The organism is Vitreimonas flagellata, assembly GCF_004634425.1.
Classification (GTDB): Bacteria; Pseudomonadota; Alphaproteobacteria; order Caulobacterales; family Aquidulcibacteraceae; genus Vitreimonas; species Vitreimonas flagellata.
Genome location: NZ_SBJL01000001.1, coordinates 424291 through 438018 on the forward strand (window position 1 = coordinate 424291; position 13728 = coordinate 438018).

The 13728-nt window shown below is 63.8% G+C and carries 12 protein-coding genes; 8 read left to right on the forward strand and 4 right to left on the reverse strand.

Annotated features, from left to right (window positions below):
• Positions 1-7 precede the first annotated feature (7 nt).
• Positions 8-1066 carry a tRNA preQ1(34) S-adenosylmethionine ribosyltransferase-isomerase QueA gene (gene queA / locus EPJ54_RS02130; protein WP_135210020.1) on the forward strand — a complete coding sequence of 353 codons (1059 nt, stop codon included), beginning with the start codon at positions 8-10 and terminating at the stop codon, positions 1064-1066.
• Positions 1063-2175, forward strand: a complete 1113-nt coding sequence (gene tgt / locus EPJ54_RS02135) for a tRNA guanosine(34) transglycosylase Tgt (RefSeq protein WP_135210021.1) — start codon at positions 1063-1065, stop codon at positions 2173-2175. The genes queA and tgt overlap by 4 nt, the downstream gene beginning before the upstream one ends.
• On the opposite strand, the gene EPJ54_RS02140 is transcribed toward tgt, so the two are convergent.
• On the reverse strand, positions 2172-2717 hold the full coding sequence (locus EPJ54_RS02140; protein WP_135210022.1) for a hypothetical protein: 546 nt from the start codon (positions 2715-2717) through the stop codon (positions 2172-2174). The genes tgt and EPJ54_RS02140 overlap by 4 nt on opposite strands.
• A 96-nt stretch (positions 2718-2813) precedes the next feature.
• On the opposite strand from EPJ54_RS02140, the gene hrpB reads away from it, so the two are divergent.
• The gene (gene hrpB / locus EPJ54_RS02145) at positions 2814-5249 is read left to right on the forward strand and encodes an ATP-dependent helicase HrpB (protein WP_135210023.1); all 2436 of its coding nucleotides are present in this window, start codon (positions 2814-2816) and stop codon (positions 5247-5249) included.
• On the forward strand, positions 5249-6199 hold the full coding sequence (locus EPJ54_RS02150; protein WP_135210024.1) for a threonine ammonia-lyase: 951 nt from the start codon (positions 5249-5251) through the stop codon (positions 6197-6199). The genes hrpB and EPJ54_RS02150 overlap by 1 nt, the downstream gene beginning before the upstream one ends.
• On the opposite strand, the gene EPJ54_RS02155 is transcribed toward EPJ54_RS02150, so the two are convergent.
• Positions 6193-8256: a lytic transglycosylase domain-containing protein gene (locus EPJ54_RS02155; protein WP_135210025.1), complete on the reverse strand. Its 2064-nt coding sequence runs from the start codon at positions 8254-8256 to the stop codon at positions 6193-6195. The genes EPJ54_RS02150 and EPJ54_RS02155 overlap by 7 nt on opposite strands.
• Before the next feature lie 125 nt (positions 8257-8381).
• Here EPJ54_RS02155 and dapA point away from each other — a divergent pair, with 125 nt between their 5' ends.
• From dapA to EPJ54_RS02175, 4 genes are all read left to right on the forward strand, one after another.
• Entirely contained in the window at positions 8382-9254 is an 873-nt protein-coding gene (gene dapA / locus EPJ54_RS02160; RefSeq protein ID WP_135210026.1) for a 4-hydroxy-tetrahydrodipicolinate synthase, read from the forward strand.
• Positions 9255-9256: 2 nt separating this feature from the next.
• Positions 9257-9733, forward strand: coding sequence for an SsrA-binding protein SmpB (gene smpB / locus EPJ54_RS02165; RefSeq protein ID WP_135210027.1), 477 nt, complete (start codon positions 9257-9259; stop codon positions 9731-9733).
• On the forward strand, positions 9733-10563 hold the full coding sequence (locus tag EPJ54_RS02170; RefSeq protein ID WP_135210028.1) for a tetratricopeptide repeat protein: 831 nt from the start codon (positions 9733-9735) through the stop codon (positions 10561-10563). Before smpB ends, EPJ54_RS02170 begins: the two co-directional genes overlap by 1 nt.
• A 107-nt stretch (positions 10564-10670) precedes the next feature.
• The gene (locus EPJ54_RS02175) at positions 10671-12470 is read left to right on the forward strand and encodes a sensor histidine kinase (RefSeq protein ID WP_135210029.1); all 1800 of its coding nucleotides are present in this window, start codon (positions 10671-10673) and stop codon (positions 12468-12470) included.
• Here the strand turns inward: EPJ54_RS02175 and EPJ54_RS02180 are convergent.
• The gene (locus EPJ54_RS02180; protein ID WP_135210030.1) at positions 12467-13132 is read right to left on the reverse strand and encodes a uracil-DNA glycosylase; all 666 of its coding nucleotides are present in this window, start codon (positions 13130-13132) and stop codon (positions 12467-12469) included. The genes EPJ54_RS02175 and EPJ54_RS02180 overlap by 4 nt on opposite strands.
• On the reverse strand, positions 13104-13703 hold the full coding sequence (locus EPJ54_RS02185; protein WP_135210031.1) for a LabA-like NYN domain-containing protein: 600 nt from the start codon (positions 13701-13703) through the stop codon (positions 13104-13106). The genes EPJ54_RS02180 and EPJ54_RS02185 overlap by 29 nt, the downstream gene beginning before the upstream one ends.
• Positions 13704-13728: the final 25 nt, after the last annotated feature.

Sequence of the window (13728 nt, forward strand, 5' to 3'; positions counted from 1 at the left end):
GGAGCAGGTGCGCGTCGATCTTTTCGATTTTGAGCTTCCGGAAGAGCTGATCGCGCTGCGCCCGGCGCGACCGCGCGATGCCGCGCGGCTTCTGCTGTTGCGCGACGACGGCATGATCGAGGATCGCTTCGTGCGCGATGCGCCGGCGTTGTTTCGACGCGGCGATCTGCTCGTGTTCAACGACACGCGGGTAATCCCAGCGGCTCTGAAGGCGACGCGGCCGGCGCGCGATGCGCAATCGCCGGATGTGGCCGTCTCGCTCAATCTCATCGAACGCATCGACGGCGCAACGTGGCGGGCGCTTGGCAAGCCGGGTAAGCGTTTGAAGGAGGGCGATACGCTCAATTTCGACGGCGGTCTTGTCGCCACGATCGCCGCCAAAGGTGACGAAGGCGAACTCTCGCTACGTTTCGACCGGACGGGTGCTGCCCTCAATGAAGCCATCGCACAGATCGGCGCCCCGCCGTTGCCGCCCTACATCGCCGCGAAGCGCACGCCGGACGAGGCCGACCGCGACGATTATCAAACTGTGTTCGCGGAGAAGGATGGCGCCGTCGCCGCGCCCACAGCGGGCCTGCATTTCACCGATGCGCTCCTGAAACGCCTCGCCGCCGGTGGCGTGGAAAGCGCGCGCGTCACGCTGCACGTCGGCGCCGGCACGTTTTTGCCGATGAAGGTAGACGACACCGAAGCGCACGTGATGCACAGCGAATGGCGCGAGATTTCACCGGCGAGCGCCGAAGCGATCAATCGCGCCAAGGCCGAGGGCCGCCGCGTGATCGCGATTGGCACGACCGCGCTGCGTTCGCTAGAATCCGCGGCGGACGAAAGCGGCCGCATCCGGCCACAAGCGGGCGCGACCGACATTTTCATCACGCCCGGCTATCGCTTTCGCGTGGTTGATGGGCTCTGGACCAATTTCCACCTGCCGCGCTCGACGCTTTTCATGCTCGTCTCGGCCTTCGCCGGCTTGGAGCGGATGCATGAGGCGTATGCGCATGCGATCGCCCAGAAGTATCGCTTCTATTCCTATGGCGACGGCTCGCTGCTATGGCGGCCGCAATGAGCGGTTTTCCTTTCGAAATCCACGCCCGCGATGGCGCCGCGCGCACCGGCATCCTGAAAACACCGCGCGGCGATATTCGCACGCCGGCGTTCATGCCCGTCGGCACGGCGGGCACGGTGAAGGCGCTCACGGTCGATCAAGTCGCCTCGACCGGCGCCGATATCATTCTCGGCAACACCTATCATTTGATGCTGCGCCCAGGCGGCGAGCGCATGCAGAAGCTCGGCGGCCTGCATCGCTTCATGCGCTGGGTTAGACCGATCCTGACTGACAGCGGCGGCTATCAAGTCATGTCGCTCTCGCAGCTCCGCAAGCTCGATGCCGACGGCGTGACCTTCCGCAGCCACATCGACGGCGGCGAACATCGGCTGACCCCCGAGCGCGCGATGCAATTGCAAGCCGACCAGATTGGCGCCGACATCATCATGCAGCTCGACGAATGCCCAGCGCTGCCCGCGCCGCGCGAGACGGTCGAGAAAGCGATGCGGTTGTCGCTCGATTGGGCGGGTCGCTGCAAACGTGCGTTCGGTACGCGCGACGCGCAAAATTTGTTCGCGATCGTGCAGGGTGGCGTCGATCCGGAGCTGCGCCGTATCTCTGCCGAGGCATTGGTCGCGGAAGGTTTCGACGGGTACGCGATTGGCGGTCTCGCTGTGGGCGAAGGTCACGAAGCAATGCTCGCGACGTTGGAGGTGACGACGCCATTCCTGCCGCAAGATCGCCCGCGATATCTAATGGGCGTCGGAAAGCCGATCGATATCGTGGAAAGTGTTGCGCGAGGCGTGGATATGTTCGATTGCGTGCTGCCAACGCGCGCGGGCCGGCACGGCCAAGCGTGGATCGAGAGCGGTTCGATCAACATCACCAATGCGCGCTTCGCGGAAGATACAAGTCCGCTCGATGAAAGCATCGATTGCCCGGCGAGCCGCGACTATTCCAAGGCGTACCTGCATCACCTGTTCAAGGCCGGCGAGTTGCTCGGCCAAGTGCTGCTCTCGTGGCACAACATCGCGTATTACCAATCGCTGATGCAGCGCTTACGCGTAGCGATCGCGGCGGGGCAGCTGCAAGATTTCCGAGAGCAATTCCGCGCGAGCCAGCGCGCTTAATTGCGATTACGCGCTGGTTGCGCCGGGGGGGGCGGCGGAATGATGCTCGGGCAGCCAAGCGACGCGCCATAGCCGCGAAGGAAGGTCCGACGTTGTTGGCCGTTGGCGACAGCGCGCAAAGCTTCGCGCTCAGCGCGGCTCGCGCCCGAGATGCGACGCACCCACGAGCGGAACGGGATCAAATCTTCCGCTGTGCCTTGCACGGCCTCGATCGCTTGATCCTCGACGAAATCGCCGCTCCGGTCCCAAATGTTGCGGTCCGGTCCCGGCTGATAGCTCTCCGGGCCAAGCACAGCGTCGAGATTGCCGATCTCCCGCGCGACGGCGGCGCAATCGGTAAGAGTCGCGGTTGAATACGGGTACTGCAAATTGCGCAGGATCAGCGGGATTTCCTGACGCATCAGATTCACGTCGCGCAGGGGCGTGTAAGCGGCGTCGGTGATGCCGCGACGTGTGTCCGCGGTGCGCCCGGTGGAGCACGACGCCGCGCCAAGGCTCAGCACCAACACCGCCGCCAACGCGCCCCAAGTTTTCGCCCGCATGTCCCACTCCGTGCCTGAACGGCCAGCCTATACCGATCCCAGGTGACAACGCCAATGCGGCGAGACATGGACGGCGCGAAAGGCTAATTCCCGCTCATGTTGCCGGTTGAGGAGGTTCTGCCCGATTTGTGCGCCGCTTTGGCGGCGCGCAGCGAGGCTGTGCTGGTGGCGCCGCCCGGCGCCGGCAAGACGACGCGCGTGCCGCCAGCGTTGCTGGGCGAGCCTTGGGCGCAAGCTGGCAAAATCATCCTGCTCTCGCCCCGGCGTATCGCCGCGCGCGCCGCCGCTGCACGCATGGCGTTCGAGCTTGGCGAGCGCGTTGGTGAGACGACCGGCTATCGCGTGCGCCTCGATTCGCGCATCGGCCCGAAGACGCGCATAGAGGTCGTCACCGCGGGCGTGTTCAGCCGGATGATTTTGGACGATCCCGAGCTGAATGGCGTTGCGGCGGTACTGTTCGATGAATTCCACGAACGTAGCTTGGAGGGCGATCTCGGCTTGGCGCTCGCGCGTGATGCGCAAAGCGCGCTGCGCCCCGATCTGAAGATCGTCGTGATGTCGGCGACGCTCGATGCAGCGCGGATTGCTGCGCTGCTGAACGATGCGCCCGTGATCGTCAGCGAAGGCCGTATGTTTCCGGTGACGCATGTCTATTGGCCACGCGATCCTCGCGGTCGCCTGGAGGAGGAAACTGCAGCGGCCGTGCGCGCGGCGTTGTCGGCGGAGCGCGGTAGTGCGCTCGTGTTCTTGCCGGGCGTGCGAGAGATCGAGCGCACGGCGGAAACTCTGCGCGCGAGTGTGAGTGATCCGAGCGTCGATATTCGCCCGCTCTATGGCGCGATGAGCCCCGCCGATCAGGACGCCGCGATTTCGCCCGCGCCGCAAGGGCGGCGCAAGGTGGTGCTCGCCACCTCGATTGCGGAAACCAGTTTGACCATCGATGGCGTGCGCATCGTCGTGGACGCGGGCCTGGCGCGACGCCCGCGCTTTGAGCCGGCGCTTGGTCTGTCGCGGTTGGAAACAGTACGTGCGAGCCAAGCGGCGATCACGCAGCGCGCCGGCCGTGCGGGGCGGTTGGAACCCGGCGTATGTTGGCGCTTGTGGAGCGAAGGCGAAACGCGCGCGCTGCCGGAGTTTGATCGGCCTGAAATGCTCGACGCTGATCTCTCGGGCTTGGCGCTTGATCTGGCCGCGTGGGGTGTAAGCGATCCCACGACATTAGCGTGGCTCGATCCGCCGCCAAAGCCGGCTTGGGCCGAAGCAATTGCGTTGCTGAAGCGCATTGGCGCTTTGGATGAAAGCGGGCGCTTGACGGAGCATGGCGGCGTGGTGGCGCGTTTGCCTTTGCCGCCACGCTTGGCGCACATGGTGATCGTCGCGGCGCGAAATGGCGAAGCGCTGCTCGCGGCGCGCATTGCGATCTTGCTGACTGAGCAAGGTCTAGGCGGTCGCAGCGCCGATCTGCGTGAGCGCTTACATCGCTTCGGCACGGAGCGCGGGCAACGTGCGGATGCGGCGCGGAGCTTGGCGGATCGTATCGCGCGCAATGCCGGCGGGGTGCGCAATGATGTAGAGGAGGAACGCGCGGGCGTGCTGCTGGCGCTCGCTTATCCTGATCGTGTCGCGAAATCGCGCGGCAGCGCGTTCACGATGGTCAATGGTCGCGCGGCGGCGATCGAGCCGGCGTCGCCTTTGGCGCGCGAGCCATTCCTGGTGATCGCGGACATTTCCGGCGCAGCAGGGCGTGCGCAAATTCTCCTAGGCGCGCCGATCGCATTGGCGGACATCGAGACGATGTTTGCAGATGAGATCGAGACGGGCGCCTCCGCCACCGTCGATCCCGCGACAGGCGCCGTGCGTGGTCGGCGCACGCGGCGTTTGGGGCGTGTGGTGTTGTCAGAAGCCCCGTTGGAGCGGTTGAGCGGCGAGGATTTGCAGCAGGCTTTGCTCGGCGCTGTGCGGGAAGACGGTTTGTCGCTGTTGGATTGGGATGACGCGGCGCTGCAGATGCGCGCGCGCGTCGCGTTTATGCATGGGCTTGATGCGGAGATCTGGCCCGACTGGAGCGATGAGACCCTCGTTGCATCGCTTGAGGACTGGCTCGCGCCAGCGCTGATGAATCGCTCGCGCCTGAAGGATGTCAACGTCGCCGAGGCGCTGGCGAATGCCTTGCCCTACGATCTGCGACGCAAACTCGATGCCGAAGCGCCCGCGCGGTTGGAGACGCCGGCGGGCTCGTCGCTGCGGATCGACTACGCGGGGGACGGGGGTCCTGCGCTGGAGGTGCGGCTGCAGGAATTGTTTGGCCAGGACAAACATCCCAGTGTCGCGAATGGGCGCGTGCCTCTGAGCTTGCGTCTGCTTTCGCCTGCGCATCGACCCGTTCAGACCACGAAAGACTTGCCTGGTTTCTGGCGCGGCTCGTATGCGGCTGTGCGCAGCGAGATGCGCGGGCGTTACCCGAAGCATCCTTGGCCCGAAGATCCATTGACCGCGCCGCCGACGCGTCGCGCCAAACCACGAGGCTCCTAATGTACGTGCCGACGATCGAAGACGTGAAAGCCGCGGCCGAGCGCATCAAAGGCATCGCCGTGCGCACGCCGCTGGTGCGCAACGATGTGCTCGACGCGAAACTCGGCGCCAAGGCGTTCGTGAAAGCCGAATGCTTGCAACGCGGCGGGGCGTTTAAGATGCGCGGCGCGGCGAACGCCATCTCGGCGCTTGCGCCGGACGTGCGCGCCAAGGGCGTGATCGCGTTCTCGTCGGGCAATCACGCGATCGCGGTTTCGACCGCGGCCAGGCATTTCGGCATCGCCGCCACCATCGTCATGCCAGCAGACGCGCCCAAGATTAAGTTGGAGACGACGCGATCTTTGGGCGCCGACGTGGTGACCTATGATCGCGTCGGTGAGAGCCGCGAAGAGATCGGCGCGCGCTTGTTGCGCGAGAAGGGCGGGAGCCTGATTAAGCCGTTCGACGATCCGTTCGTCATCGCCGGCCAAGGCACGGCCGGTCTCGAGATCGGCGAAGAGATCAGCCCGGACATCGTGTTCGTGCAAGCATCCGGCGGAGGTTTGGCGTCGGGCGTGGCGCTTGCGCTACCGAACGCGCGCGTGATCGCGGTGGAGCCGGAAGGGCACGACGACATCGCGCGCACATTGGCGGCGGGCTCAATTCAACAAAACCCACCCGGCATCCGCTCCATCTGCGATGGCCTGCTGACCGAGCGCATGGGCGAAATCCCGTTCGAGATTGCACGCCAGCGTTTCGAGCGCGTCGTCGTCGTGTCGAACGACGCGGCGCGGCGCGCGATGAAGTTCGCGTTCTTCAATCTCAAGATCGTGCTCGAACCCTCGGGCGCGGCGGCGTTGGCTGCTGCACTCGAAGGCGGCGTCGATATCGCAGGCAAGACGGTCTCGATCATCGCCAGCGGCGGCAATGTGGATGCGGAGACGTTTACGACCGCGCTCGCGGTTCAGTAACGGCCCCGCTGCAGATCGCGTTCGAGCTGAATTTCGGTCGGCTGGCCGGCGAGGCGATAGCGATAGACCTGAAGGTTCTCAGTCACGCGCTGCACGTAATTGCGCGTTTCCGAGAACGGGATCAGCTCGATCCAATCCACCACGTCCACTGAAGGTGAACGCGGATCGCCCCAATCATTGATCCAATTGCGGGCGTTCTGTGAGCCCGCATTGTACGAGGCGATCGCTAGCACGTATGAGCCGCCGAAGTCATTTACGAGATCGGCGAGGTGCGCCGAGCCAAGCGTGACGTTATATTCGGGATTGCTCGTCAGCGCCGCCCGCTCAAATGTCATGCCCTCGCGTCGCGCCTGCATTTGCGCGGTTGAGGGAATGAGTTGCATCAGGCCGCGCGCGTTGGCGCTGGAGATGGCGTTCGGATCGAACTCGCTTTCTTGGCGGATGATGGCGTGCACCAGCGCGGGCTCGATGCGATTGCTCGAGCGCACGACAGGCGGCAGCTCGATGGTCGGATAGGCGGCGTTGGTGGCGACGACGTTGCGGAAGAGGCCGGCCTTGGCGCTGCGGAGCGCGGTGCGATGGTAATTTTGCTCGCGCGCCATTGCGGCAAGCAGCTCGAGCTCCATCGGATCGTCCAGCGTGTCGTCGAGATAAAAGGCGATAGATTCGAAATCGCGCTGTGCGCCGACTTCGGACATGAGGCGCAGCGCTTGCACCAATTCGCGGCTGTTGAAGCGATTGTGCGCTTCGGTCGTGACTTGCGCGGTTTCCGGCAGCGAGAGCATGGCGGTGCGGTTGCCGCGTGTTGCTGCGAGCTGACCATAGTAAGTGAAGTTGAAGCGGGCGGCTTGGTCGTAAAGCTGGTCAGCCTCCCCGCTGCGGCCCAGCGCACGCGTCGCTTCGGCGCGCCAGTAAAGCGCGCGCGACAGGCTGACGGGCGATGAGACGTTCTCACTGAGGTGCGAGAAATGTTCCAACGCGCGCTGCGGTTGGTCGAGATAGCGCAGCGAGAGCCAGCCTGCGAGCCATTCGGCGTCAGCGAAGGATTCACCAGACGTGAGGCCATGGTTGGAAACAAGCTGGTAGGCTTGGCGATAATTGCCGGCGCGCATAGCGCGCGGCACGTATAGGCGGCGTTCGCGGAAGATGTCGCTGCGCGCGGCGAGCGGCGCCTGACGCGGATCGATTTCCACCATCAGCGGCAGTGCTTCTTCCGGGTTGCCGGTGCGGCGACGATATTGCGCGCGGTCGTACATGAGGCCTGGATTGTCGGCGCGCGACGCGGGCACCGCATCGACGGCCGCTTGCAGGCCGCCGCGTTGACGCGTTTGCAACGCGATGCGCGCGTTCGCGACGAGGCGGTCCGCGGCGGGAATGCGCGGCATCAAACGCTGCGCCGCCGTACGTTGATCGCGCCACAGCAGCGCGTCGACGCGCGCGGCATGATCTTCCGCCGTGAATACGGAAGAGAACGCCGCCATGGCGCGGTCTTCGGCGTTGGTGCTCAGCACATCTTCGCGCCACGAGGCGCGCGCGATTTCGTTGGCCTCGGAGCGTTGGCGCGCATCCTGGAGTGCGATCGCCAGTGCGATACGGCCGTCGCCAGTGGCGGGGCCATTGTCGCTGCGCAGGAATGCGATGCGCTCAGAGGCTGAAAGGCGTGAATCCAGAATGGCCTGCTCGGCGCGCTGACGCATCGTCGTGCGGCCGGGCCATCCCTGCAGATCGTTCAAGGCGCGCGAGAGGTCATCGAAATAGAGGGGCGCGTCCGTCGATGCCGCCCAGCGCCATTGCAGCATGCGGCGCACCAGCGGATCGGAGGCGTTGTCGCGCAATTGGGCAAGGCCCACCCAATCGCGCTGTTCTGCGGCGGCCAACCCGTCGCGCAGGCGCATGCGTTCGGCCGATTCGGGCAGGGCGGGCGGCGCATTGTAGGCGACGGCCTGCGCGGTCGCGGGGCCGGGCTGGGCTGTGGATTGTCCGGCGCTGCCGGAGCCAAGCAGGGCGCTGCACGCCACCGCCGCTAAGCCGACGCGGATCAGCTTTGCTGTGTCCATGTCACTCCCTCCGCACCATTCCGAAACACCGGCGCTCCAATCCCCCGGAGACGGCCGACCACTATTTAACCTTGCCCAACACTGTGGCAGGAATCGCGCCAATGCCACCTCAACCAGAAGCACAGATGATTCACGGTTCGATCCCGGCCCTCATTACGCCCTTCCGGAACGGAATCGTAGATGAACAGGCTTTTCAAGCGCTTGTGGAGCGCCAGATTTCCGAAGGTTCCCATGGGCTTGTTCCATGCGGGACGACCGGTGAAGCCTCGACTCTGAGTGTCCAGGAGCACGTGCGCGTGGTCGAGCTGTGCGTCGAAGCCGCAGCGGGGCGCGTGCCGGTGATTGCGGGCGCGGGCTCGAACAATACCGCTCACTCGATCGAACTCGCTAGGCACGCGAAGCGCGTCGGCGCCGATGCGGTGCTGGTAGTCGCGCCCTATTACAGCAAGCCAAGCCAGGACGGTATCTTCGCGCATTTCAAAGCGATCAATGACGCGGTCGATATTCCCATCGTCGCCTACAACGTGCCGTCGCGCACGGTGGTGGATATTAGCGTCGAGACGATGGGCAAGATCGCTGGGTTGAAGCATGGGCTCGGCGTCAAGGATGCGACGGGCGACATGACGCGTCTTGCGCGCCATCGCGCGCTCGCCGGTGACAAATTCATTTTGCTCTCTGGCGATGATCCGAGCGCGCTGGGCTTCAACGCGCATGGCGGCAAGGGCGTTATCTCGGTGACGGCCAATGTGGCGCCGAAGCCCTGCGCTCAAATTCAGAATCTGTCCGCGCAGGGCGTTTTCGATTCAGCGCGCGCTATCGATGACACGCTGGCGCCGTTGCACAAGGTGATGTTTGTTGAACCGTCGCCGGGGCCGGCCAAGTACGCTTGTTCGCTGCTCGGCCTGTGCACCGATGAAGTGCGGCTCCCGATCCTGACATTGACGGATGGCGCCAAGGCGCAAGTGCGCCAGGCCATGACGCAGACAGGGTTGATCTAGTCATGGCGAAGAAGAAGGACACCGATAATCGCAAGCTCGTGGCCGAGAACCGCCGCGCACGCTTCGATTATCTGATCGAAGAGACGATGGAAGCCGGCATTCAATTGCTCGGCACCGAAGTCAAGGCGCTGCGCGCTGGGCGCGCGAATATCGCCGAGAGTTATGCCGCGCCAGAAAAGGGCGAACTCTGGCTGGTCAACGCGCACATTCCCGAATACGCGCCCGCCGCGCAATTCAATCACGAGCCTCGGCGCAGGCGTAAGCTCTTGGTCAAAGGGCGCGAATTGAAGAAGCTGATGGGTGCGGTCGAGCGCGACGGCCGCACGATTGCGCCGCTCAAACTCTATTTTAATGAGCGCGGCGTCGCTAAACTTGAGATTGCGCTCGCCAAGGGCAAGAAAGCCCACGACAAGCGCGAAGCGTCGAAAGATCGTGATTGGAAACGCCAGCAGGGGCGATTGTTACGGGACCGGGGCTGATGAAACGGGCGGCGGCTGGGCTTTTGGTGTTGGCGCTCGCCGCGTGCGGACCTAGCGATCCGCTTGTGCTGGCCGAACAGCGAACTGGCGCCTGCGCGACGAGCGCGTTCGAAAATCAACGCATGCTTGCGTGCTCGGCCATCATCGCCGATCCCGCCAGTTCGCCAGAGCAACGCGTGCAAGCTTTCATAAATCGTGGCGTGGAGCGTGCGCGTTTGGGTGAGCACGGGCGCGCGGTCGCTGATTTTGGTCGGGCTCTGCGCATCGATCCGCAAAACGCCAACGCCTATTTGCAGCGCGGCATCGTCCACCAGGATCGCGGCGCCTTCGACAGCGCCGTGGCAAGCTATGACTCCGCACTCGATCTCGATCCGGGTCTCGATATCGCCTGGCAACGTCGCGAAGAAGCGATGGGCTATACGGTCGAGCCGTGGCGCGGAGAGCTCAACATGCTGAACCAAGCGTTACTGCGCGACCCGAACAATGTCGAATTGCTCAACAATCGTTGCTGGACGCGGGCAGTGAACGGCGATGACCTCGATCTCGCGCTGGCCGATTGCAACGCAGCGCTTGCACGCGAGCCGCGCTACAGCGCCGTGCTCGATAGCCGGGGTCTCGTTTATCTAAAGCGCGGCGACTACGCGCGGGCGCTTGCAGACTATGAGGCCGCGTTAGCGATTGAGCCGAACAACGGACATTATCTCTATGGTCGTGGCCTCACGCATCGCGCGATGGGGCGAAAGGACTTGGCCGATGCGGATATGCGCCAAGCCGAAACGATGGAACCCGGCATCGGCGTGCAATACGCAACGTACAATTTGTCACTCTGACGGGATCGCTCGCCGTCGCGATTTGCAGTGAGAACGCAGCCGTGGTGAGCGTCCATTAAGGCTCTTCTCGTATTGTAGCGTCCACTACGGTGGGCGGGCTCTCCTTTATGATGCGTGTTTTCGGCTGCGTTTTTGAGCAGCACGATCTGTGGCTCGTTGGCGTTGCAGCACTTGTCTGTGTGCTGAGTTGGGCGGGCGCTCTGATGGTGCTTGAACGCGCCAAGGTGGCGACGGCGCGCATCCGCATGCTTTGGTTGTTGCTCGCGGGCGTGGCCGCGGGCGGCGGCACGTGGGCGACGCACTTCGTCGCCATGCTCGCATACCAGCCGCAAATGAATTTGGGCTTTGACCTCGCCACGACCGTAATCTCTGCCTTGATCGCGGTGACAGGCGCCTGGGGCGCTTTTGAAATTGCATCTCGTCATCTGACGGCGCGCCCCGCGATTGCGGCGGGCGCTGCGATGTCGCTCACCGTCACAGGCCTGCACTATATCGGTATGGCCGGCGTGGTGGCCATCCAGCGCGAATGGGCCTGGGATTTGATCGTGGCCTCCGTCTTGATATCGACGGCGGCCTTCATCGTAGCCTTCACGCTGTTGGAGCGCGCAAAGGGTCTGCGCGGTAAGGTGTTTCTTGGGCTCGCGTTCGTGGGCGGTGTCGTCGCGTTGCACTTCACGGGCATGGGCGCGCTCACCGTGGCGCCGGACCCGTTTGCCGATGCAGCGGACGTGCTCAATCGTGGTGAGCTGGCCGAAGCCATCGTGATCGGCGCGATGATCATGCTGTTCGTCGCCGCGGTATTTTCCTTCCTGGATCGCCGCTTGGCCGCGGAAAGGTTGGCGGGCGCCGAGCGCGTACAGCGCCTTGCGGACGCCGCACTTGAAGGCATTTTGCTGCATGACGACACCAAGGTGTTCGACGTCAATGGGCGCTTCTGCGCGCTGTTGGGTTTTGAGCCGAGTGATCTCATCCATACGCCGATCTTCGATCTGATCGCGCCGCATTCGCGTCCGGACTTGGCCGATGCGCGCGCGGGCCGTCGCGAATATCCGGTGGAAGCTGTGTTGTTGGGCAAGCATGGCCCGGTCGATGTTGAAGTGCACAGCCGCTTGTTCAACGCGGCGGAAGGCCTTTACGTCACGGCCGTGCGCGACGTTTCCATGCGTCGCCGCGCCGAGCGCGCCGAGCAGGCCGACGTCGCCAAGTCACAATTCCTCGCCAACATGAGCCACGAGTTGCGTACGCCGCTCAACGCCATCATTGGCTATTCCGAGCTCATCAGCGAGGAGAGCGAGGAAGCGCCCACGCGTGAAGATGCGCAGCGGATTCTCCGCTCCGCGCGCCATCTGCTGCAATTGCTGAACGAGGTGCTTGATCTCTCGAAGATCGAAGCCGGCAGCATGGAGATGATGGTGGAAGAGTGCGACTTGAGCGCCATGGCCGGCGACGTAAGCGACACGATGCGCGCCGTGGCCTCCGCACGCGGTAACACGCTTGTTGTCTCGCTCTCGCCGGGGCTAAAGCCGGTTCAAGCCGATGCTTTCCGCTTGAAGCAATGCTTGCTTAACCTGACGTCTAATGCCGCGAAATTCTGCGAGAACGGCGTGATCACCATCGCGGTAAAGCAGAGCGTCGGGTGCACTGAGATCGCGATCACCGATACCGGCATCGGCATGACGGACGAGCAAGTGAAGCGTCTTTTCCAGCCGTTCACGCAAGCCGACGCCAGCATCACGCGCAAATATGGCGGCACCGGCCTTGGGCTTTCCATCACGCAGCGTCTGATGCGCTTGATGGGTGGCGAAGTGGAAGTGGTGAGCGCGCCGGGCAAGGGCTCGACGTTCTCGCTCATCCTGCCGCGTCAGGCGGAAGGTGTGGCGCACGCGCCGGTCGCGCTGGCGTCTTAAGCGAACGCCAGTTCTTTCGCGCGCGTCATCACGGTTTCGAACATCTCGGTGGTGAGCCGGCGCGTCTGGGTGTTGTAGCGCGAGCAATGATAGCTGGAGACGAGCCACACGCCGCTCGGCAGCTCGAACTCGACACCGTGTGCGAATTTGGCCGCGGTGGGTTTGAGACCATGTGCGCGCAGCACGCTTTCATGCGCGATCGAGCCGAGCGCCATGATGGCGCGCAGCTTCGATAATGCTTCTGTGCGCGACGTCAGAAACGGTCGGCACGTCGCGATCTCCGCCGGGGTCGGCTTGTTCTCCGGCGGCGCGCAACGCACTGCGTTGGTGATCATCGCGTCTTTGAGTTTCAGGCCATCGTTCGGGTCGGCGCGAAACTCCCCTTCCGAGAGCTTTAGTTTCTTCAGCGTGCCGTAGAGCAGGTCGCCGGCGTAATCGCCGGTGAATGGCCGCCCTGTGCGATTGGCGCCGCTGCGGCCGGGCGCGAGGCCGACGATCAGGAGCCGTGCGTTAGGATCACCGAACGAAGGCGCTGCGCCATTGAACCAAGTCGGCTCGGCGCGTTCGTTAGCTTCACGATACGCGACAAGGCGCGGGCAAAGCGGACACTTGGCCTGGGGGTCTGGCGGCGCTTTAGTCTCGGTCTTTGTCTTCCTGGGCATAATCGTGTCGGCCTTCCGAGCGCTCCCGTGGCGGGCGGCCAATCAGATTAGCCAAATCGACCAGATCGACAAAATTGTCTGCCGTGCGCCGCACGTCATCGGACGCCATCGGCGGATTCGACTTGATTGTGGAGACGACACTGACGCGCATCCCCTTGCGCTGCACCGCCTCGATCGCGGCGCGGAAATCGCCGTCGCCGGAGAACAAGAAGGCGTGGTCGACGAATGCCGTCGCTTGCAGCAGATCGACGGTGATTTCGACGTCCATGTCGCCTTTGAAGCGGCGGCGGCCATTGGCGTCGGTGTATTCCTTGGCGGGCTTCGTCACGAGCGAGTAGCCGTTGTAATCGAGCCAATCGACCAAGGGGCGGATCGGTGAGAAGTCCTGATCTTCAACGAGCGCCGTGTAGTAATAAGCGCGCACGAGGCGGCCATGCTGCTTGAACTCGTCCAAGAGCTTGCGGTAGTCGATGTCGAAGGTCAGCCCCTTCGCCGCCGAATAGAGATTTGCGCCGTCAATGAAGAGCGCAATGCGTTCGTCGGGATGAATGAGGCGGTCGAGCAAATTCATTTTTCTTCTTTATCCATCAGCGCCG